Below are 20407 nucleotides of genomic sequence, written 5' to 3'. Positions count from 1 at the left end.
AAAAAACGATTCTGCTTCAACGGCTTCCGCCGCCGCGTTGAATCGATCCGTCATCAGCCGCCGATGATGACGGTCGGCAGACCCATCATGATCTTGTTGGGCGGACCGAGCGCCTCCAGGATCGTGTCGCCCACCCGGCAGGCCGGCAGGTTGTTGATCAGCACGGTCTGCGAACCGTCGATGACCACGCCCGGCCCATGCGGCTGCGGCGGCATCAGCGTCAGGCAGTTATGGATGTCGGCCCCGCCCGATGCGCCGGTGATCGTCGAGCTCATGGCGGAAAGCGCCGCGGTCTTGGCCGCCTCCTCCGCCGCCTTGGCCGCGGGGGCGCCGGGCGTGCCGGCCGCGGCCAGCGTCGCGGCCTGTGCCGCCTGAAGCGTCGCATCGGAGGTCGCCTTGGCGGCCTGGAGCGCGGCGGCGGCGGCGGCCGGCACGCCGCGCCAGGCCAGCATGCCGCCGATGATCACGTTCATGCTGCCCGGCCCGGGCTGGAGCATGCCCGGCAGCGGGTGCAGCACCGGGTCCATGATGCGGGCCGCCGGTCCCTTGGGCATGCAGGCCTCCTGCTGGAACGGATTCGTCGCTGGATCGATCTGTTGTCGCACCGGGCCGGAAAATGGTTCCCGCCTTTCGGTCCGATGCGAGAGGACTGCCGTGAAATTCGCCCCGCCGCATCCTTCAAGTCAATGATGGCGGCGCATCCGCGACGCGCTAGCATTCGTTTGGTGACGCTTGGGCATGACCCGTATAACCTCACCTGCCTGCCGTCGAGTGAGCGAGACCGGAATGTCGTGGTACAGCAAGGTCGTCTGGTCGGAAGGGCTGTTTCTCAGGCCGCACCACTTCCAGCAGAGCGACCGCTATCTCGAGAACCTGCTGGAAAGCCGCGTCCGAAACGTCACGCCCTATCCATGGGGCTTCTCGGTGCTGGAGATCGACCGCGACCTCGCCCAGCAGAGCCGCATCGGCCTGCGCCGCGCCGTCGGCGTGATGCCGGACGGCACGCCCTTCGCGCTGCCCGATAACAGCCCGCTGCCGGCAGCGATCGAGGTGCCGGAGAACGCCGCCGGCCAGATCGTCTGGCTCTCGCTGCCGCTCGCCGCCGCCAATACGCGCGAAGTCGAGGATACGCTCGACGGCTCGGCCAGCCGCTATATCCCGGCGACCGAGATGCTGATCGATTCGACCGCCTCGCTGCGGACGGAGGAAGAGATCGACGTCGCCCATCCGCGCCTGACGCTGGAGCTGCGAAAGACCTCGAAGGCCGGCTATGTCGGTCTGGCGCTCGGGCGCATCCTCGAAGTGCGCGATCGCGCCATCCTGTTCGACGAGAAATTCGCTCCGCCCGTGCTGGTCTGCTCGGCCTATCCGGTGATCGAGGGCTGGCTCGACCGCGTCATCGGCTGGATCGACAACAAGCTGGAGGAGCTCGCCCGTTACGCTGCCGATCCCACGGCCGGCGGCGGCCTGCAGAGCGCCGATTACTTCGTGCTCCAGCTCCTGAACCGCAACATCCCCGTGCTCAAGCACCTGCGCCGCTCGCGCTTCGTCCATCCCGAGCGGCTGTTCACCGTCTTCGTGGCGCTCGCCGGTGAGCTCGCGACCTTCACCACGGCCGAGCGCCGCGCCCGCGACTACCCGGCATACGACCATGACGACCTGGAGAACTGCTTCGCCCCCGTGGTGCGCGATATCCAGGATTTCCTCTCGGCCAATCTCGGCCGCCGGGCCATCCGGCTGGAGATCGTCGAGCGGGCGCAGAACGCCTTCATGTCGACGATCCGCGACCGCAGCCTCGTGCGCAACGCCACGCTGGTGCTGGAAGTGGCGGCGCGCCGCCCGCTGACCGAGATCCAGGCGCAGTTCCCCCAGCTCTTCAAGATCGGCCCCAACACCAAGATGAACGAGATCGTCCATGCCCATCTGCCGGGCATCAATCTCGTCCACCTGCCGACGCCGCCGCCGCAGATCCGTGCGCTCACGGATCATGTATACTTCTATCTCGACCGCACCTCGCCGCTCTGGCCGGAATTCTCGACGGCGAGTTCGATCGGCATGCATTTTTCCGGTGATTGGCCCGATCTCGAGCTTGAGCTCTGGGCCGTTCTGGAGGGCAGGCGATGAGCGATCCGGGTTCGCCTTCAGATCCGTTCGGCCGCTCGGAACGGACGATCATCAGGCCGAACCCCGGCGGGCGCCGCGCGCCCCTGCCGCCCGCGCCCGCTGCCCCCGCACCGGCCGCGCCGCAGGCACCCCAGCCCTATCAGCCGCCGCAGGTGCCCTCGCCCGGCGTGCCCGGCACCGGCGACGAATGGATGTCGCAACCGGCGCCGATCCCGCAGCGCCAGCAGGCTCCGCCACCTCCGGCCGGTGGCGGCCAGTCCCTGCCGCGCCGCGACCAGCTCCTGACGCCGAACGCCAACCCGCTGCTGCGCGCTGCCGGCCCGCTCCTGCTCCTGCTCGGACGGATGCGCGCCAATCTCTCCAATGCACCCTTCGCCCAGCTCCTCGGCCAGGTCGGCGAGACGATCGAGGCTTTCGAACATGAGGTCCGCGCCGCCGGCGTCTCGGCCGAGACCGCGCAGACTGCGAAATACGTGATCGCCGCCAGCGCCGACGACATCGTCCAGAACATCCCCGGCGACGACCGCCATGTCTGGACCCAGTACAGCATGCTCTCGCGCTTCTTCGGCGAGCGCATCGGCGGCGTGCGCTTCTTCGAGATGCTCGACAAGGCCAAGGCCGATCCCTCGGTCAATTACGACCTGCTGGAGCTGATGCATGCCTGCCTGGCGCTGGGCTTCCAGGGCATTCACCGGACGTCCGCCGGCGGCGCCAACAATCTCCAGATGATCCAGCGCAACCTGTTCGAGACGCTGCGCCGGGTGAAGCAGCCGGACCCCGAACTCTCGCCGCGCTGGCGCGGGCAGGCCATCGCGCAGGCTGCCGCGGGCTTCAAGCTGCCGGTCTGGTCGGTGGCTGCGATCGCCGCGGTCGCCCTGCTCGGCGTCTATTTCGTCTTCCGCGCCCTGCTCGCCGGCAATGCCGAGGCGGCCTCCACCGCGCTGCTCTCGGTCCATCCCAAAGGCGAGATCGGCATCATGCGCAAGGTCTTCTCGGCCCCGCCGCCACCTCCTCCGCCACCGCCGCAGCCGCCCAAGGTCTGCGCGGCCGTGCAGCCGCCGATCACCTGCCAGGTCACGCCGAACGTCATCATCGTGCGACTGGCCGGCATCGCGCTGTTCGAGGGAGGGCAAGCCGCCGTGCGAAGCGAGTTCCAGCCGCTGATCGAACGCATCGCCGCCGTGCTCGAACAGGAGGGCGGCGCGGTCAAGGTCGTCGGTCATACCGACAGCGTTCCGATCCGCACCGCGCGCTTCCCCTCCAATGTCGTGCTATCGCAGGCGCGCGCCAAGGCGGTCGGCGACCTGCTCGCCGCCAAGCTCAGCAAGCCCGGCCGTATCGGCACCGAAGGCAAAGGCGCCGACCTGCCGATCGCCCCCAACAACACGGCTGCCGGCCGTGCCCAGAACCGGCGCGTCGAAATCCTGATCCAGCGGCAGAGCTAGGAGGGCGATCTTATGAACCTCGCCACCTGGCTCCGCATCGTGGCCATCCTGATCGGCGCGCTCGCGCTCGCCGCACTGATCTGGTTCGGCGGCCCCTTCGTCGCCTTCGGCGAGGTCCGCCCGTTCGAATCCGTCTGGGTCCGCCTGCCCGTCGCCGTGTTGCTCGTAGTGGGCGCATTCGTCTGGATCGCCGTCATCGTCATCCGCCGCCGCAAGGCGGCCGCAGCGCTGACCGAGGCTCTGGAAAAGGAGGAAACGACCGGCGACGGAGCCGCCCTCTCCAGCGCGATGAAGGATGCGCTGGCGACGCTGAAGAGCGCCCGCGGCAAGGGCGGCGACTATCTCTACGACCTGCCCTGGTATGTCATCATCGGCCCGCCCGGCGCCGGCAAGACCACGGCGCTGGTCAATTCCGGCCTGAAATTCCCGCTGGCGCGTGGCGCCACGCCGGCCGCCGTCGCCGGCACCGGCGGCACCCGCTATTGCGACTGGTGGTTCGCCGAGGACGCGGTGCTGATCGACACCGCCGGCCGCTACACCACGCAGGACACCGACACCAAGGCGGAGAAGTCGAGCTGGCTCGCCTTCCTCAACCTGCTCAAGACCAACCGCCCGCGCCAACCCATCAACGGCGTGCTCGTCGCGATCAGCGTCGAGGACCTGCTGACCTCCTCACCCGAGGAGATCGCCGCCCATGCCGATGCGATCCGCGCCCGCCTCCTCGAACTGCACGAGCGCCTGAAGGTCGATTTCCCGGTCTATGCCGTCTTCACCAAGGCCGACCTGATCGCCGGCTTCAACGAGTTCTTCGGCCAGTTGACCGAGCCGCAGCGGCGCATGGTCTGGGGCCATACCTTCCAGACCGCCGACAAGACCCGCAACATGATCGGCGACGTGCCGCCGGAATACGACGCGCTGATCGAGCGCCTGAACGAACGCCTGCCCGACCGGCTCCAGGACGAGCACAACCCGACCGCGCGTGCCCAGATCTTTGGTTTCCCGAGCCAGATGGCGACGCTGAAGCGCGGGATCGTCGATTTCCTGACCCGCGTCTTCGAGCCGACGCGCTATCACGCCAATGCGACGCTGCGCGGCTTCTACTTCACCTCCGGCACGCAGGAAGGCACCCCGATCGACCAGTTGATCGGCGCGCTCTCGCGCAATTTCGGCTCGGACCATGCCGGCGCGGCCTCTTTCTCCGGCAAGGGCAAGAGCTATTTCCTGACCGAGCTGGTGCAGAAGGTCGTGATCGGCGAATCCGGCTGGGTCTCGACCGATCTCGGCGCCGCCCGCCGCACGACGGCGCTTCGCATCGCCGGCTTCGCCACGGTCGCGCTTCTGTCGCTCGGCGCGCTCGGCCTGTGGTGGACGAGTTTCTCGCGCAACAGCGACCTGATCACGGCGACCAATTACGGCCTCTCGGATTATCGCAGCGCCGCCGCGCCGGTCCTGCAGGAGACCACGATCTCCGACCGCAATTTCAGCCGCATCCTGCCGCTGCTGCACAAGCTCCGGAACATGCCGGCGGGCTATGCGACCAAGGCCGAGCCGACGCCGACGCTTGCCACCTTCGGCCTCAGCCAGCGCGACCGCCTCCAGAACGCAACGGAGATCACCTATCAGCAGGCGCTGGAGCGGATGCTGCGCTCGCGCATCATCTTCCGGCTGGAAGAGCAGCTCGAGGCCAACGCCAACAATCCCGGCTTCGTCTACGAGGCGCTGAAAGTCTACATGATGGTCGGCGGCCAGGCCAAAATGGACCGCGAGCTCGTCACCTCCTGGATGCGGCTGGACTGGGCCGAGAACCTTTTCCCCGGCCCGGCCAATGCCAAGGGCCGCGAGGCGCTTGAGGAGCATCTCGCCGCCCTCCTCGATCTCGACGAGGGCACGGACGAGCCGATCGTCAAGCTCAACCAGTCGCTGATCGAGCAGAGCCAGCGCACATTGCGCCGCCTCAGCATCGCCGAGCGCGCCTATGAACTCCTGCGCACGCAGTCCCGCAGCGAGAGTCAGAAGGACTGGGTCGTGTCGCAGCGCGGCGGCTCCGATGTCCGCCTCGTCTTCGAAGGCGTCACCGGCGAGGATCTCGACCAGATCCGCGTGCCCTATTTCTATACCTACGACGGCTTCCAGAACGCCTTCATCGCAAAGCTCGGCGATATCGGCGACCAGATCGAGCGTGAGCGCTGGGTGCTCGGCGAGAATCTCGACCAGCAGGCGATCACGGCCCAATACGCCACGCTCTTCCCGGACCTGATGAAGCTCTACAGCCGCGACTATGTCGCGAACTGGCAGCGCATGCTGAAGCGTCTCAAGCTGCGGCCGCTCAATGCCGACAAGCCGCGCTATGTCGCGCTCAGCGCCATCAGCGCCGCGACCTCGCCGTTCAAGCAGGTGCTCGAAGCGCTCCGCGACGAGACGCAGCTCACCAAGGAGCGGCCCAACGCCAGGAAGGCCGTCGCCCAGGCTGCGGCGCAGGCGGCCGCCGATACGCTGGCTCAGCGCGCGAGTAACGCCTTGAGCCGTCTCGGCGCAAACCTGCCGCTGGCGGCTCCCGGCGTCGACCGCGTGCTGGCGGGCGGTGGGGCCGATACCGCGCTCGGCGCCGACATCGATAGCCAGTTCAAGCCCTTCCACGTCCTGGTCGACGGCGATCTCGGCCGCCGGCCGGTGGACCAGCTCCTCCAGACCTTCTCGGAGATCAACCAGAACCTCGCCACCGCCGCGACCAATCCGGCTCAATCGGCGGCCGCCAATGCCGCGCTCGTGCCGCTGATCGCGACCTTGCGCGCCAATTCCTCGCGCTATCCCCCGCCCTTCGACGGCATGGTGATCCAGGCGGTCAACGATTTCGAGGGCGATGCCACCGGCGCGACCGTCGCCTTGCTCAGGCAGGCTCTGGCCGAGCAGGTCACCCGCGTCTGCACCGAGGTGATGAACAATCGCTACCCGTTCACCAAGGCGAGCACGCGCGATGTGCCGCTCGCTGATTTCGCCCGGCTCTTCGCGCCCGGCCAGATCATGGACAAGTTCTACAAGGAGCGGCTGGAGCCCTTCGTCGACACCTCGAAGCCGCAATGGAGCTGGCGCGTCGACAGCCGCGTGGCGCGCGCCCTCTCGCCGACGACCTTGCGGGAGTTCCAGCGCGCCAGCGAGATCAAGGACGCCTTCTTCCCGACCGGCGGCAATCTGCCCTCCTTCCAGATGGTGGTGACACCGACCGCGCTCTCGGCCGATGCCGCCAATGCCAAGCTGGAGATCAACGGCTTCACCGTGACGAGCCAGCAGGGCGTGAACACCCCGACCCCGGTGATGTGGCCGGGCGGCGGCATCGGCAAGACGGCGGTGACGCTGACGCTGGGCGGTGGCAGCAACAATTCCGGCGGCATGTTCAGCGGCGGCTTCTTCTCCTCCGGCCAGCAGGCGCCGCAAGGCGAGGCCAAGCTGTTCGAGAAGGACGGCACATGGTCCTTCTTCCGCCTGCTCGATGCCGGCTCGGTGCTGAAGCAGGGCGACAATGTCGGCTTCAACCTGAATGTCGGCGGTCGGCAGGTCGGCTACTCCTTCGGCGTCGGCTCGCTCAAGAATCCCCTGATCCTGCCGGCGCTGCGGGAAATCCGCTGCCCCACCGGGATTTGAGCCTTGAGCTGCGGCCTCTTCGGCAAGCTCCCGGCCAAGCGCGACTTCATCGCGCTGAATGCTCCCTCCGGCTTCCTGACCGTCTACGAGAAATGGCTGCAGGGCGGCCTGACCGCGAGCCGGCTCGAACTCGGCAACCGCTGGCAGGAGGCCTATCTCAACGCCCCGATCTGGCGCTTCTGGCTGGGCGATGCCCATGGCGGCCAGACGGTGGCAGGGGCCTTCATGCCCTCCGTCGACGGCGTCGGCCGCTATTTTCCGCTGACGGTCTTCGCTGCAGGCAGCCCGGGCGCCGCGATCCCGCCGCCCGAACTCGATCCGCAGGGCAAGTGGTTCGAGGCGATCGAGGATTTCCTGCTGCAGGCGCTGGAGCCCCAGGCGAGCTACGAGGCCGTGGCGCAGCGCCTCGCCATCCTGCCCATCCCCAACGACCATCACCTCGCAGCCCCACCGGAGGACATGGTCCGCCTCGCAGACGGCACCATCGTCAGCGCCGCGATCAGTTCCGGCTTCCCCGAGCGGCTGGCCGCCCTGCGCGTCGAGGACCACGCCCGCGCCTATGCCCACGCGTGCTATTTTTGGACGGTCGGCGGCCCGAATTTCGAGCCGCTGGCCCTGACCGGCCACGCCCTGCCCGATCCCTATCTCTTCGCCGGCCTGCTCACCGGCCGCTTCGACGGCCATCTCGCGCCCGAGCGCGCCGGATCATGAGGGCGATGCCATGAACGACGCCCCGCGCCAGAGCCCGGATTTCGAAACCGGCTGCATCAGCCATACCGGCAAGGTCCGCAAGGCCAACGAGGATAATTTCATCCTGCGGCCGGAGATCGGGCTCTGGGCGGTCGCCGACGGCATGGGTGGGCACGAGAACGGCGCGCTCGCCAGCGCGACCGTGGTCGCGGCGCTGGAGACGGTCGGCGCCGCAGGCTCGGCGCCGGACCTGCTCGCCATGCTCGAAGCCGGCGTGCTCAAGGCCAATGACGACCTGCGCGCCGAGATCGGCCGGCGCGGCGCGACCATGGGCGCGACACTGGTCTGCCTGCTGATCCACCAGCGCCATTTCGCCTGCCTCTGGTCCGGCGACAGCCGCATCTACCTGATCCGCGGCGGCATCATCGCGCAGGTCTCGCGCGACCATACCGAGGTCCAGGACATGGTCGATCGCGGGCTTCTTACCGCCGAGGAGGCCAGGCGCTCGCCGCGCCGGCACATCATCACCCACGCGATCGGCGTGCACGAGACCCCAGAGCTCGATCTGGAGAACGGCGAGATCGCCGATGGCGACGCCTTCCTGCTCTGCTCGGACGGGCTGACCGAGCATGTCACTGATACCGAAATCCTCTCCGCCGTCGAAGCGGGGAGCGCGCAGGATGCCTGCGACGCCCTGCTGGCGCTGACGCTGGAGCGCGGCGCGCGCGACAACGTCACCGTCGTCATCGTACGCTATCGACAGGGGGCCAACGAAAGGACACGCTGGATGCCGAACCGGTCCATGCGCGGAGTTGCGACGCCGGGGAGCCCCACGCCAGGGAGCACAACGTCATGAGCGACGACTCCGAACGCACCGTCTTCGCGCCCCGCGCCAATGCCCGCATCGGCACGAAGCTCAACGGCATCTACGAGATCGAGAGCCTGATCGCGGTCGGCGGCATGGGCGAGGTCTACAAGGGCCGCGCCATCCAGACTGGCGATACCGTGGCGATCAAGATGATCCGCCCCGACCTCGCCCGCGACGAAGCGGTGCTCGCCCTGTTCCGGCGCGAAGCGGCGGCGCTGCACAACCTCTATAACGAGGCCATCGTCCGCTACTACGTCTTCGCCATCGATCCGGTGACCGAATGGCCGTATCTCGCGATGGAGTTCGTCGACGGCCAGCCGCTCTCGGAGCGCATCAAGCAGGGGCCGCTCAGCGTCGAGGAAGCCGATATCCTGCGCCAGCGCGTCGGGCCTGGCCTGCATGCCGCCCACCGGCTCGGCATCATCCATCGCGACATCTCACCGGACAACATCATCCTGCCGGGCGGCGACCCTTCCCGGGCCAAGATCATCGATTTCGGCATCGCCCGCTCCAGCATCCTCGGCGAGGGCACGGTCATCGGCTCCGGCTTCGCGGGAAAGTACAACTACGTCTCGCCCGAGCAGCTCGGCCTCTATGGCGGCGAGGTCTCCGGCCGCTCGGACATGTATTCCTTCGCGCTGGTGCTGGCCCAGGCCCTGACCGGCCGCGCCATCGACATGGGCGGCTCCCAGGTCGACATCATCGACAAGCGCCGCCGCCTGCCCGATCTCTCGGGCGTCGATGCGCGCATCCGCCCTCTGCTCGCGCGCATGCTCGCGCCGGACCCGAACGATCGCCCGGCCGACATGGCCGAGGTTGCGGGCTGGCAGGCGTCGGCGCCGGGCGGGAGAGTTCCCACCGGGGCGCAGGGCGGCAAGGCCATGGCGGAAAAACCGGGGCGCTCGCCGCTGCCGCTCGTCGCCGGCATCGCCTTGCTCGCGCTGCTGGCGGGCGGGGGCTATTACGCCTGGACGACCTTGGACGAAGGGCAGCCGGCGCGGGTGGCGGCCAACGATCCGCCGCCGCTCTCGGAGCAGCCCGCGGCCGGTACGCCCATCGCGACGAACGCGCCGCCGGCTCTGACCGAAGCGCCCGCGGCGCAGCCCCCGGCCACGAGCGCCCCGCCCGCGCTCACGGAAGCTCCGGCACAGCCGGCTGCCGCCGCAACGCCGCCTCCGGTCGCTGAAAAGCCCTCCGCTCCCCAGAATCCGCCTGCGCCGCCTCCGGCAGCACAGCCCCCGGTCGCGCAGCCCCAGACGCCGCGGCCACCAACACCGCAGCCGCAACGGCCCGCATCCGGGTCGCAGGTCGCCGTCAATGTCGAGCCACCACCGCAGGCGCCGGTGCGCCCTCCTGCGCCCGAGCCCGCCAAGCCGCCTCCGGTCATCGAGGTGAAGCCCCCCGAATCGCCGCCTGTCGCCGTCGTCATCCCGACGCCTCCGGTCAGCCCGAGCGTTTCGCCTCCGTCGCAGCAGCAGGCCGCCGCCATCGTCCCGGAACCGGAGCCAAGAACGCCGGCCGAGCGGATCGAACGCTATGTCCGCGACTATGACGGCGGGTCATGCTTCTTCCTCTGGCCGCTCGAGGTCGGCGACCGCAAGGCGACGCTGGAAGGTTTCGGCAGTTCGTCCGCGCCCTTCGTCGCCTTCGACAGCGCCTTCAAGGCGGCGCAGGGCTTCGAGGCCCAGATCCATCTGCGGCCGATGACCGATGCGCAATGTCCGATGGTCGATTTCCTGCGCCGGCCCGGCATCGGCATCAATCGCAGCCCGAAAATCCAGATCGGCGCCTTCAACATGAAGAGCGGCGAGATCCTCAACGGCTCGGTCGAGGCCGGCGGCGGCCAGAATCTCGATGTCGTGCTGATCGGTGACGACGGCCTCGTCTACAACCTCGCGAGCTTCATGAAGCGCGAGGGCGGCAAGGTGACCTTCAACCTCAAGCTCGAATCGACCGGCGGCGCAGCGCGTCCGCAGACCGTGCTCGCGCTGGTGACCAAGGAAGCCCTGCCGGCGCTCTCCGGCCCCAATCCCTCGCCCGCGAGCGAGTTCTTCGCCAATCTCAAGCTCGACCTCGCCCGCCAGAGCGGCAAGCTCGGGCTGGGGATCAAGTATTTCCGGATCGAGTGAGGCGATGACGGAGCGGACACCCGCGGGATCCCCTCTCCTGCAAGGAGAGGGGTAGGGGTGAGGTGTTCGGCAGCGGAAACGTTGGCCTGAACCCGGCCACACCGTGAGCGTGCACGCCACTGGTCCGGGGGGCCGACACCTCACCCTGCCCTCTCCTTACAGGAGAGGGTTCCCCGCGCCCTGCATCACGGTCTCGATCGGGCCACGGTTGACCAGCCGGGCATGATGCCTCCCGCCGCCCCTCAATCCTCACGGTACAGCTCGCCCCATTCGTCCTGCCAGACGCCGGCCTTGTCCTCGACCACGATCGGCGCCCTGATTTCGTTAGCGAGCCGGATCGCGGTGCGAAAGGCTTCCTTCGCCGCGAGCTCGTCGCTGACGAAATCGTTGACGAGATGCCCACCGGCGAGATCGGCCGGGCAGAGCACATGGCCGAAGGCCTCCCCACCGCGCTCCGACAGCTTGAGCGTGATCGCATCGGTCGGCGGCTCGTCGACTTGCTCGAAACGGTTGGCCGGCATGGGTTTTCTCCTCTCGATGCTCCCGGGGAGCGGCTGACCGCGCATAGCGGCATGGCGTCATTTCTTCGGTGGAGGCCGGGCGATTCCCGCCCCCATGCCGGGCCGGACCGCGCTGTAGCGGTCGAGCCGGACCTTGATCATGTCGTTGAACTTCTTGTGGACCTCGGAGACCGTGAGCACCTTGGTCTCGTCGCCGGAACCCGCATAGAAGATCGGCCGGTTGGCCTGGGCCGGCCGGGGCAGCAGTTCGGCGGCCTTGACGCCGGGTTGTTCCTCCATGGTCTCGATGAAGGTCTGCGCCGCGTCGGGACCGAGGAAATGGATCAGGTAGATCTCGCCGCCGGTGAGGTGGCGCCCCAGCGCCCGTTCCAGCCTCAGCGTGTCGCGCTTCAGCATCTCGGCCGCCAGCAGCGCGGAGATATAGGGCTCGCGCCGCATGTCGAGGATGCGCTGGCGCTGGGCTGAATCGCTCACGACGAATTGCCGTCCCGACCGGCCGATCAGTTTCGCATCGGCGGCGAGGCCGTGCTTCGCGCCGAACTCGTAGATCACGCCGAGCCAGGTCTGCTCGATGAATTGGTAGAGCCCGGTGGCCGAGGATGTCTGCGCCTTCACCGCCGTCGAGAACGAGGATTCCTTGTCGGCCACCGCCATCAGCAGGGTCGGGTCGGCGCCGACGACCTTGCTGGCGCGCACGATGAGATCGACGAGATGGCGCCGGATCTTGATCGGCCCGAATGTCAGGATCTGGTCGGGATCGCCGCTGGAGATCTGCGGCGGGGGCTGCGGCGCGCCGGTGGACGAGACCGGCCCCGGCGGCGGCCCGCCCTGCATCTTCGGCGGCACCAGCAGGATATTGGACGGCAGTTGCAATTGATTGACCGGCACCTGCTGGGTCGGCGCATCCTCCTGCGGCTTGATCGCCGCCAGCGTCGGGTCGTTGTCGAGGGCGAACTGGGCCGCCTGCCGCGCGCCCTCCAGGTCCTGCTCGACCGAGGACAGGATCAGCGAAGGCCGGGCGGGCGCATCCTTCAGCGCCGGAGCCTCGACGGCCGCGATTTCGATGCCGCGCTCCGGCTCCGGCCGCTCCTGCTGCTGGAGCCGCGCATAGGCCAGCCCGAGCACCGCGGCCGCCACGCAGGCGACGCCCGCCGCGACGGCCGCGATCGCCTTGCGGCCGGAGGCGGCTTTCTTGGGCCGGGCATCGGATGGTTCGATAGCCTCCGCAGGTTTTGCGGCCGGGGCGAGCGAAGGAGCCGGCGCAGCGGCCGCGGGCGGTGGTGTGGGAGGCGCTGCCGGCGTCGCGGCAGCCGGCCGTGCCGGAGCTGGTCGCGAGGGCTCCGGCACCGGCTTTCGAACCGAGGCCGGAGCGACGGCAACGGGTGTTGAGCGCGGAGGCGGTGGATTGGCGGCCACTGGCTGCGCAACGGCTTCCGGCTGGCCCGTGACGAGGCTGCGCAGCGCCTCCAGCCAGCGGGCATCGCTGCGCCCGGCCAGCGCCGTCAGGTCGTCAACGAGCCGCTTCGCCGTCACTTGCGGCACCCCCGCCTCGCGGGCGATCGCGCCGACAGCGCCTTTGCCCGGCTGCTCCGATACCGTCTTCAGCGCGTAGAACCAGAGCTGCAGCGGCGTGCGCCGGCTTTCCAGCGGCGTCCCCGTCGCCGGATGGATCATGTAATTGCAATGCTGGCAGGCGAAGCCGCGTAATTTAGGGCGCGGCTCGAATTGCGCCGGCCGGCCGCAGGCAGGGCACGCCATGCTCGTCCCGCCATGGCGCAGGCGCATCAGCGCGGCGAGGCAAGCCTCCTCCGGAAACAGCGCCTGGAATTGCCGGAAGCGCTCGCTCATTCCGCCGGTCCGCGCTCCATCGCCCCCTGCCGCAAGGTTACGCCCGGCACGGGCGCTTCACAATCGTCACGCCCGCAGCAGCCCAAGCCGCGCGACATCCTTCAGATGCATCGCCACCTCCTCCGCCGTCGCCCGCTCCGGCAGGCCAGGCACGGCGATGCCGGCGGCACGGGTTTCGTCGAGGAAGGCGTTCATCGCGTCGAGCAGCATGCGCCGGTCGCGCGAGCCGTCGAGCAGGCTGACGAACTTGCGCACGACGAGGCCGTCGAGCTGCACGGTGCGATGGCGCAGGTCGGTGACCTCGGCGGAGGTCGAGGCCTGCCAGCGCGCGATCTCGCTGGCCGCGGGCTTCTCGCTGATAGCCGTCGTCAGGGGCGGCGCCTCCAGACGGAGGTCGAGCAATCCCGCCTTGAAGATCGCGGTCAGGGCTTCGTCCAGCCTGCCGATCTCATGCGCCCGGTCCGGACCCAGTTCGCCCGCCACGTCGTTGCAGGCGCGCGCGACGAGGTCGTCCCAGGCGATGCTCGCAGGCCAGATCGTGCTGAGGATACCGAGCGCTGCCTTGCAGAGCGGCAGATCGACGGCGAGCTGCACGCCGTCGTCGAAGCTGAAGCGCTGGACGCCTGGCTTCTCGTCCTCCTTGGCCGGGGCCAGCCACGCATTGGCCGCGAGATGATAGGGCTTGAGCGAGCCCGGCCGGACACCGCGCCTGAGCGGGATATCCATCCGGCACAGGAGCGTCTCGCGAAAGGCGCGGCCGATCAACAGGTCGAGCGTCTGCTCGCGCAGCGCCATCCGCTCCACCGGTATCCTGTCGAGCATCTGCTGGGCCGGCCCTTTGGCGGCACCGTAGAGGTTCGGGAACGAGGCTTCGGCCAGGAACTGCAGGCCGTGACGCTCCGCCGCCGAGAGCACCTCGTGCAGCGCAAAGGCGCGCGCACCGGGATTGAGGTCGTCATGGTAGAGGACGTTGTCCGGCAGCTCGTCGACCTGCTTGAGCCGCTGCCGCAAGGCCGCGCCGTGGAAGCTTTCGGGATCGCTGCCCTCGGCGATATCCTTCAGCGCGCCACGGGCGACCCGGACCCGCTCGCGCGGGTCCTCGATATCCTTGATCGCGAAGAGCATGACGTCGCGCGCGAGATCGCGCAGGCGGCAGCCGGGCAAGGCGTTGTAGCTGACATAGGCGACGCCCTGCGGCGCCAGCAATTGCCCGAACAGAGCGATGATCCGCTCGCGCACGGCATCCGGCACCCAGGAATAGACGCCGTGGACGATGATATAATCAAATCTTCCGATCTCCTCGCCCACCGCGAGGATGTCACGCTGCTCGAAGGCGAGATTGGAGAGGCCGAGCTCGGCGGCGTTGGCGCTCGCCTGCCGGATCGAATCGCCGCTGAGATCGATGCCCAGAAAGCTGCTGCCGGGATATTGCGCCGCCATCGGGATCAGGTTGCCGCCGCGCCCGCAGCCCAGCTCGAGCACGCGCATCGCGCTCGGCAGCGCCGGGACCATGCCGTGGAAATGGGCGATGGTCGCCAGCCGCGCGGGATGGGTCTGCGAGAAGGAATGGCCGGGATAGGCCACTGCATCATAGGGATTGATGGCAGGATCGCTCGTCATGGCTGCTTCCGCCCCGCTCCGTCCGCATCATTCCAGCCGAAGCGCCACCAGGGCGCCTCATTCATTTGAAGGAGCGGTCATCCCAGATTGCCCTCCGGTGCGCGCTGGAGAAAGCCGCCAGCGCTGGCAATTAAGTCACACCCGCGCGATTATGCTTGAATCATCGCTGCGACTACCTCGCCTAACGCGGTGCAAGGCTTGGAGAATCAAGCGTTCAAACACCCGGTCCCGACGTGGCTTTTCCATGTCGATTTGATGTTGCTCCGACCACCGGGTTTCTGGGAACCTCCATCATATGGCGGATGCCCGTTCGAATCGCGGGCGGCAGACAGGGTCGAGCGAGTCGTTTGTCTCGCGCAGGGGAAGCAGCATGCGTTTACATGCCCGGGCCTATGCGTATCTCATCGCCGCGTGGATGGTGGTTCTGGCCGCCCTGAGCCTCGGCGCCACACCAGCCCTGGCCCAGAAGCGCTTCGCCTTCGTCATCGGCAACGGCGCCTATGCCAATGTCACCAAGCTGCCCAATGCCCTGAACGACGCCAATGCCACCCGCGCCATGCTGCAGGAGGCCGGCTTCGACATCACGCCGGCGCTCGACATGTCGCTCGCCGGCCTGCGCGGCGCCCTCGACGTCTTCATCGACAAGGTCCGCCGCAGCGGGCCGGAGACCACCGCGCTGGTCTATTATGCCGGTCATGCCGTCCAGCTCGACGGCGCCAACTACATCCTGCCGACCGATATCCGCCCGCAGATCGCGACCAGCATCGCCGACCAGTCGCTGTCGCTGGGCGACATCCTGCGCCGCCTCGACGGCGCCGGCGCCAAGTCGAAGATCGCGATCCTCGACGCCTGCCGCGACAATCCCTTCGCCAACCGGCAGGTCGCCCGCGGCCTCGCCCTGCAGATCGTCGACGGCGCCAACGAGGGCATCAGCAGCGAGGCCGGCCTTGCGCGCGTCGATTCCGGCAGCGGCACCTTCGTCGCCTTCGCCACGTCGCCGGGCTCCACCGCCGCGGACGGCACCGGCGCCAACAGCCCCTTCACCACCGCCTTCCTGCGCGAGGCGCGCGAGCCCGGCCTCGCCGTCGAGCAGATCTTCCGCCGCATCCGCCTCGCCGTCTACGATTCCACCAACGGCACCCAGATTCCCTGGGACACCTCCTCCCTGATCACCGAATTCAGCTTCTTCCAGCTCCCGGCCGGCGCTCCCGCGTCGCAGCCCGCTACCGCCGGGAACGTTCCCCTGTCGGCGCGCCCGACGCTCGCCTCCCTGCGCGACATGTCGCCGGCCGACGCCGCCCGCACCGCCATCGCCTGGGACCGCAGCGACGTCTACGGCAACGCACTCGCCATCAATCCCGAGGACCAGAATGCCCTGCGCCTGAACCGCATCCTCGCCCAGCGCACCGACGAGCGGGCCTGGGCCGAGGCGATCCTCGCGGGCGATGCCGAATCCTTCAAGCTCTACGCCCGGCTGTATCCGGTCTCGTCGCATACGGCCGCGGCCCTGCGGCTGGCTGCGACCGCGCCCAGCCGCAACCGCGTCCAGGTCGCGCAGACCTGCCCGGTCTGCCCGGCCGTCCAGCAGCCCCGCAGCCGCCGCGCCGGCGACGGCCCGCGCGCCGTTTCGCCAGCCCGCGCCGGCACGCCGCGCAGGGCTCCCGTCGTACCGCCCTATACCCCGCCGCCCGGCCAGCAGCAGACCCAGGCGCCGGACATCCCGCTGCTCCTGCCCGAACGCCCGCGCTGGACCGGCTTCTATGTCGGCGGCTCCGTCGGCGGCGGGCGCCAGAGCAATCGCACGACCGTGGCGGGCCCCTTCGGCGGGCCGACCTTCACGCCGACGACGACCACCACGACCACCACCACGCTGCCCACCACGCCGTTCCCGACCACCGTCGTGACCACCACCACGACGACCGGGACGCCGGTTCTCGCGGCCAGCGCAATCAACCCGCTCGGCGTGCCCAGGAGCCTTTCGCCCGAGGGCAGCGGCGTGGTCGGCGGCGCGCAGTTCGGCTTCAACTATCAGATCGGGGCGGTCGTGATCGGCGCCGAGACCGATATCGCCGCGACGAGGCTGGGCGGCAGCGACACCGTCTCGATCGATCCCGGCACACGCTTCACCACGCGCGCCGAGAATGAGCTCTCCATGCTGGGAACGGTCCGGGCACGCGCCGGCTTCGTGCTCGGCGACTTCATGATCTACGGCAGTGGGGGCTACGCTTACGGTCTGGTCGATCAGAAGGGTTCGATTTCGCCCGACAACCCGACGACCACCTCCGGTGCCGCGGCCTCGCGCTCCGGCCTCGCCAGCGGCTGGGCGCTGGGTGGCGGCGTCGAATACGCGATTCTCCCCGGCATGACGCTCAGGCTCGATTACACGCATTACGATCTCGGCAGCCAGAAGCTGACGTTGCGGGACTATACCGGGCTCGCCCCCGGCCAATACGCGACCATGCGCGCCCGCACCTCGGGAGACATCGTCAAGGCCGGCTTCAACTTCGGCTTCTGAATCCGGCGGCCTTCTCCGGCGGCAGAGTAGAGCGCCGAACGCCGGATCAGGCGGACAACCCTTCCCGCCCCCTTGACACTGGCGGGTCCGATGGGGAATTTGGCGCCCGATGCGGGTGTAGCTCAATGGTAGAGCAGCAGCCTTCCAAGCTGAATACCCGGGTTCGATTCCCGGTACCCGCTCCATCCCCCTACCTTGACATGCCACCGCTCTTTACGCCGGCGGAACCGCGCGAGAGCCGGATGACGATCCGCGTCCGTAGCCGGCGCGTCAGAGCGTGTCGGACGAGTCGCGCGGACGCCTGCGCCTGCCATGGCTCCGGTTGGAGCGCCTGAACAGGGTGGTATGGACCGCCTGCAGGATCGGTTGCGGTTTGCCGAGCAGGTAGCCCTGGGCTTCCGTGCAGCCGGCCCGGTCGACCGCATCGAGCTGATCCTGCGTCTCGATACCCTCCGCCGTGGTCGCCATGCCGAGCTCGGTCGCCAGCGCGGCAACGGCGGCGACGATGGCGGCACTGTCGGAATGGGCCGTCATGTCGCGCACGAAGGAGCGATCGATCTTGACCTTGTCGAGCGGGAAGAGCCGCAGATGGCTCAGGCTGGAATAGCCTGTCCCGAAATCGTCGAGGACGATACGGACGCCCAGCGCCTTCAGGCCTCTCAGCGTCGCGAGATTGCGATTGTCGTTGGCGAGCAGCGCGGTCTCGGTGATCTCGAGCTCGAGCCGCGCCGGATCGAGGCCTGTTTCGGCGAGGATGCCGCGCACGGTCGCGACCGCGTCGCCGAAGATCAACTGCACCGGCGACAGGTTGACGGCGATGCGAAGATCGCCCGGCAATTGAACAGCGTTCGCGCAGGCCTGCCGGATGACCCATTCGCCGATCTCCACGATCAGCCGCGTCTCTTCCGCCAGCGGGACGAAATCGGCCGGCCCGACCAGCCCGCGTTCCGGATGATGCCAACGCAGCAGCGCCTCGAAACCGCGAAGCGTGCCGGTCCTCAGGTCGAAGATCGGCTGGTAGGACAGTTCGAACTGCTGGTCCTCGATCGCCTTGCGCAGGTCCATCTCCAGCGCGAGGCGCGCGCGCAATTGCTCGTCCATCGCCGCCGTGAACACGCAGCAGACGCCGCGTCCCTGCGCCTTGGCCTCATAGAGCGCGAGATCGGCCTGCTTCAGCAGGAGATCGGCGTCGAAATCCGGCCCTTCGGCGATCGCGATGCCGACGCTCGCCGAGATCGAGATCGTCCGGTCCTGAATGAGATAGGGCTGGCTCAGAACCTTGATGATGCGGGCCCCAAGCGCCTGCGCCTGCCGCGGCTGATCCTGTCCGAGGCTGAGGACCGCAAACTCGTCTCCGCCCAGCCGCGCGACGCATTCGGTATCCCGCACGCAGGTCGCCAGGCGCTCCGCCACCGAGAGGAGCAGCAGGTCGCCGACCGGGTGCCCCAGCGTGTCGTTGACGTCCTTGAAGTGATCGAGATCGAGGAAGAGCAGCGCCACGGTCGCAGGTTCGCCCCCCTTCCGCAGCAGCGACTTGGCGATCTGACCGCGGAAGGCGAAACGGTTCTGCAGGCTCGTCAGGTCGTCGTGATGGGCGAGGAAACGGATCCGGCTTTCCTGCTCGACAAGAGCCACGTTCTGCTGACGCGCCTCCTCGGCGGCTTCGTTCGCGCGCGTATTGGCGGCGGCGAGGTCCGCGAGCGCCTCCTTGAGAGCCGTGATGTCGGTGCGGATTCCGACGATCCCGCCATCCCGCATCCGTCTCTCGGTGATCAGGAGCCAGCGGCCGTCCGGCAGCAGGCGCTCGATCGAGCCGCTGCCCTGCCGGTGCCAGGTGGTGACATCCCTGACGAACTCCCCGACATCGCCGGACGCCTGCGGATATTGGCCGACCTCTGCGCCCTTGCGGATGATATCCTCGAAATGCGCGCCGGCGATCATGAAGGGCGCGCTCAGGGCATAGAGCTCGCGATAGCGCTCGTTGCAGGTCACCAGCCGGTCGTCCGCATCCCACATCACGAAACCGTCGGACATGGCCTCGATCGCGTTGTCGAGGACATTGGCGGCCCGCGCGCGCTCGGCATCAGCGCGCTCGCGCTGATGGATCGCGAGCAGGATCGCGCCTGCAAAAGCCGCCAGAAGCAGGGCGCCGACGATCGCCGCGCTCACCGTCCTGTCGCGATCATGGCGCCAATCCGTGAGGACCTCCGTGCTCCTCACGCTGAGGACGACGCGGATACCGCCATAGAGCGAGCCTCTGACCACGTTGAGCGTGCTGGCCTCGCTCTTCCTGTCCCCGATCATGAAGGCCTTGCCGTCCGCCGCTTGTCCCGGCAGCGCCGCGGGGCGGGACTTGCCGATCAGCAATTCGTCATGCGGCAGCGTCGCCACGACCAAGCCATTGGCGCGCTCCAGCGAAATCCGCGTGCCGGCCCCGATGCCCGCCTCGCCCAGGAGCTTCATCAGCGTATGCAGGGGCACTTCCGCGACGGGGACGATACCGTGCCAGGCCGGGATCCGGCGCGCTACGTAAAGCGCCCAGTCCCCGGTGACGGGATTGCGGAGCGGACCGATCAGGTTCGTCGGCGCCCGCCCGATCAGCGCGACATCCGGGGGCAAGGGGTGACGCGCGCCGCTCCCCCGGGCCGAGGCCACGATGCTGCCATCAGGCCCGACGAGCAGCAGGTCGCGGAAGGCCATCGTCTGGAAGTTGAGGCCGCGCAGCAGGCGGCTGGCAGCGTCGCGCTGCCCCGGTCCGATCTGCGCGACGTCGAACAGGGTCGCGAAGCTCGCCAGCGCACCGTCGACCTGCAGCAATTGCCGGTCGAGGGCATTCTCGACGGCGATGGCCGCGCCTTCGAGCGATTGCTCGGCGCTGCGCCAGGCGGCCTCCTGCCTCTGGCGCACCAGATTGGAGGCGCCGGTGGCCGCCACCGCCAGGATGGTGATCGTCCCCGCTGCCACCAGGAGTTTAAGGCGCTTGATCATTGATCCTCGTCGTGGGGCGG

Annotated in this window: 12 protein-coding genes and 1 tRNA gene; 8 read left to right on the top strand and 5 right to left on the bottom strand. The window is 68.5% G+C overall.

From position 1 onward, the window contains the following. Positions 1-53 precede the first annotated feature (53 nt). Positions 54-554, bottom strand: coding sequence for a PAAR domain-containing protein (locus tag OCUBac02_RS11570; RefSeq protein WP_173045766.1), 501 nt, complete (start codon positions 552-554; stop codon positions 54-56). Between the two features lie 232 nt (positions 555-786). Here OCUBac02_RS11570 and tssK point away from each other — a divergent pair, with 232 nt between their 5' ends. From tssK to OCUBac02_RS11540, 6 genes are read left to right on the top strand one after another with little or no spacing between them, the layout of a single operon-like run. Continuing rightward, positions 787-2124 (top strand): type VI secretion system baseplate subunit TssK, encoded by a 1338-nt coding sequence (gene tssK, locus OCUBac02_RS11565; RefSeq protein WP_173045764.1) that lies wholly within the window; start codon positions 787-789, stop codon positions 2122-2124. Then, a complete protein-coding gene (gene tssL, locus OCUBac02_RS11560) occupies positions 2121-3569 on the top strand; it encodes a type VI secretion system protein TssL, long form (RefSeq protein ID WP_173045762.1) in 1449 nt (482 codons plus the stop codon). The genes tssK and tssL overlap by 4 nt, the downstream gene beginning before the upstream one ends. A gap of 12 nt (positions 3570-3581) precedes the next feature. Continuing rightward, a complete protein-coding gene (gene tssM, locus OCUBac02_RS11555) occupies positions 3582-7208 on the top strand; it encodes a type VI secretion system membrane subunit TssM (protein ID WP_173045760.1) in 3627 nt (1208 codons plus the stop codon). A 3-nt stretch (positions 7209-7211) separates the two neighbouring features. Then, positions 7212-7919: a type VI secretion system-associated protein TagF gene (gene tagF / locus OCUBac02_RS11550; RefSeq protein ID WP_173045758.1), complete on the top strand. Its 708-nt coding sequence runs from the start codon at positions 7212-7214 to the stop codon at positions 7917-7919. Positions 7920-7929: 10 nt separating this feature from the next. Further along, the gene (locus OCUBac02_RS11545; RefSeq protein WP_173045756.1) at positions 7930-8754 is read left to right on the top strand and encodes a PP2C family protein-serine/threonine phosphatase; all 825 of its coding nucleotides are present in this window, start codon (positions 7930-7932) and stop codon (positions 8752-8754) included. After that, positions 8751-10895, top strand: coding sequence for a serine/threonine-protein kinase (locus OCUBac02_RS11540; RefSeq protein ID WP_173045754.1), 2145 nt, complete (start codon positions 8751-8753; stop codon positions 10893-10895). The genes OCUBac02_RS11545 and OCUBac02_RS11540 overlap by 4 nt, the downstream gene beginning before the upstream one ends. Positions 10896-11137: 242 nt before the next feature. On the opposite strand, the gene OCUBac02_RS11535 is transcribed toward OCUBac02_RS11540, so the two are convergent. From OCUBac02_RS11535 to OCUBac02_RS11525, 3 genes are all read right to left on the bottom strand, one after another. Then, positions 11138-11416 (bottom strand): hypothetical protein, encoded by a 279-nt coding sequence (locus tag OCUBac02_RS11535; RefSeq protein ID WP_047580450.1) that lies wholly within the window; start codon positions 11414-11416, stop codon positions 11138-11140. A 57-nt stretch (positions 11417-11473) separates the two neighbouring features. Next, a complete protein-coding gene (locus OCUBac02_RS27330) occupies positions 11474-13264 on the bottom strand; it encodes a transglycosylase SLT domain-containing protein (RefSeq protein WP_244639168.1) in 1791 nt (596 codons plus the stop codon). Positions 13265-13330: 66 nt separating this feature from the next. Further along, a complete protein-coding gene (locus tag OCUBac02_RS11525; protein WP_173045752.1) occupies positions 13331-14884 on the bottom strand; it encodes a class I SAM-dependent methyltransferase in 1554 nt (517 codons plus the stop codon). A 370-nt stretch (positions 14885-15254) separates the two neighbouring features. Between OCUBac02_RS11525 and OCUBac02_RS11520 the strand changes: the two genes are divergently transcribed. After that, positions 15255-17399 carry a caspase family protein gene (locus OCUBac02_RS11520; RefSeq protein ID WP_173045750.1) on the top strand — a complete coding sequence of 715 codons (2145 nt, stop codon included), beginning with the start codon at positions 15255-15257 and terminating at the stop codon, positions 17397-17399. A 111-nt stretch (positions 17400-17510) separates the two neighbouring features. Next, positions 17511-17584, top strand: a tRNA-Gly gene (locus OCUBac02_RS11515). Positions 17585-17669: 85 nt separating this feature from the next. On the opposite strand, the gene OCUBac02_RS11510 is transcribed toward OCUBac02_RS11515, so the two are convergent. Continuing rightward, a complete protein-coding gene (locus OCUBac02_RS11510) occupies positions 17670-20387 on the bottom strand; it encodes a bifunctional diguanylate cyclase/phosphodiesterase (protein WP_173045748.1) in 2718 nt (905 codons plus the stop codon). Positions 20388-20407: the final 20 nt, after the last annotated feature.

Source organism: Bosea sp. ANAM02, assembly GCF_011764485.1.
GTDB lineage: Bacteria > Pseudomonadota > Alphaproteobacteria > Rhizobiales > Beijerinckiaceae > Allobosea.
This window is presented reverse-complemented; position numbering and strand designations above follow the sequence as displayed.

Excerpts from the sequence above, each read along its gene's own strand:
- OCUBac02_RS27330 (WP_244639168.1), bottom strand. The coding sequence starts at position 13,264 with ATGAGCGAGCGCTTCCGGCAATTCCAGGCGCTGTTTCCGGAGGAGGCT.
- OCUBac02_RS11545 (WP_173045756.1), top strand. The coding sequence starts at position 7,930 with ATGAACGACGCCCCGCGCCAGAGCCCGGATTTCGAAACCGGCTGCATC.
- OCUBac02_RS11570 (WP_173045766.1), bottom strand. The coding sequence starts at position 554 with ATGCCCAAGGGACCGGCGGCCCGCATCATGGACCCGGTGCTGCACCCG.
- tssK (WP_173045764.1), top strand. The coding sequence starts at position 787 with ATGTCGTGGTACAGCAAGGTCGTCTGGTCGGAAGGGCTGTTTCTCAGG.
- OCUBac02_RS11510 (WP_173045748.1), bottom strand. The coding sequence starts at position 20,387 with ATGATCAAGCGCCTTAAACTCCTGGTGGCAGCGGGGACGATCACCATC.
- tssL (WP_173045762.1), top strand. The coding sequence starts at position 2,121 with ATGAGCGATCCGGGTTCGCCTTCAGATCCGTTCGGCCGCTCGGAACGG.
- OCUBac02_RS11540 (WP_173045754.1), top strand. The coding sequence starts at position 8,751 with ATGAGCGACGACTCCGAACGCACCGTCTTCGCGCCCCGCGCCAATGCC.
- OCUBac02_RS11525 (WP_173045752.1), bottom strand. The coding sequence starts at position 14,884 with ATGACGAGCGATCCTGCCATCAATCCCTATGATGCAGTGGCCTATCCC.
- OCUBac02_RS11535 (WP_047580450.1), bottom strand. The coding sequence starts at position 11,416 with ATGCCGGCCAACCGTTTCGAGCAAGTCGACGAGCCGCCGACCGATGCG.
- OCUBac02_RS11520 (WP_173045750.1), top strand. The coding sequence starts at position 15,255 with ATGCGTTTACATGCCCGGGCCTATGCGTATCTCATCGCCGCGTGGATG.
- tssM (WP_173045760.1), top strand. The coding sequence starts at position 3,582 with ATGAACCTCGCCACCTGGCTCCGCATCGTGGCCATCCTGATCGGCGCG.